Raw genomic sequence first — 1,192 nt, 5'->3', positions numbered from 1 at the left:
GATGGTTTTAGCGCACCGAGGTTGGTGGAATATTTTGATGAAGATCCTTGCAATCGATCTATAAGAAAACGTAGATTGGGTGCTACTAGAGGTGTTAGCGAATCTGCTAGAGTACCTTTACCCCAACAAGCAGCAGCAGATCTAGGAGTTACGGTGGAAGAACAGTTTACTGTTGGGGAATATGACATTGTAATTCTCAGTGCCAAGGAATCAGATGGTTTGGAAACTTGGTTGATTCAGAATGATTATAAAATACCTAAAGGTGCAGCGGAATTACTGCAACCTTATATCAAACAAAATCTAAAATTCTTTGTCGCTAAAGTGAACCTCGAAGAATTTGATAGTCAAGGCTTTGAAAAACTCAGACCGATTTCGATCGCTTTTGAATCTCCCAAATTTATGTTACCCATTCGTTTGGGCATGATGAACGCTCAGGGAGATCAGGACTTATTAGTTTATTTACTATCTCCTCAAGGACAAGTCGAACTAACTAACTATCGTACTGTTAAAGTTCCTTCTAATACTGAAGTACCAGAATTTGTCCAAGCAGAGTTCAAAGACTTCTATCAATCGATGTTCCAAAAATCCTACGAACAGGAAAACAAACAGGTGGCTTTCCTCGAATATGCTTGGGATATGGCGACTTGCGATCCTTGTTCTGCGGAACCTTTGAACCAAGAAGAATTAAAACAGGCAGGAGTATTTTGGTTGGGACAAAATCAAAATATTAATCCTCGTTGGGGTGGTAACAACGTCTTTATTACTCGCCTCCACGTTCGTTATTCTCGCGATAAATTCCCCGAAGATCTCAAATTCCAAGCTACGAGCGATCGCTCTAATTTCCAAGGTAGGTATATTATCCGCCATCCCTATGACGGAGAAATGACTTGTAGTGCAGCCAATCAATATCTACAGGGAGTTTTAGAGCGACAAGAACGAGAAGCCCAAAATCTAGCTAACTTAACAGGTTGGAAGATTGATGATATCCGTGACAAGATTTCTTTTGTTGAAGCTAAGGTAATTCCCTGGTGGCGAACAATTTGGAATTAAGTAACCTCAGTTCGGGTTAAGCTACTGATTACCGATCTAGTTATAGTTGTTAGTTATTAGTTACTAGTTATTAGTTGAGAAAACCTAGAGTAAGTCAATTACTATATATAGTGTTTAACCGCTCGATTGAATTTATACAGGT

Annotated in this window: 1 protein-coding gene; it reads left to right on the top strand. The window is 39.3% G+C overall.

Annotated elements, in window-relative coordinates; all coding sequences use genetic code 11:
* Window positions 1-1,050: DUF2330 domain-containing protein (locus AC33VI_RS23425; protein ID WP_491784668.1), on the top strand; the 1,050-nt coding region annotated here is incomplete at its 5' end.
* Window positions 1,051-1,192: the final 142 nt, after the last annotated feature.

This window comes from Waterburya sp. (assembly GCF_058530065.1).
Note: the sequence above shows the minus strand (reverse complement) of the source record. Positions and strands in the feature narration are given on the sequence as shown.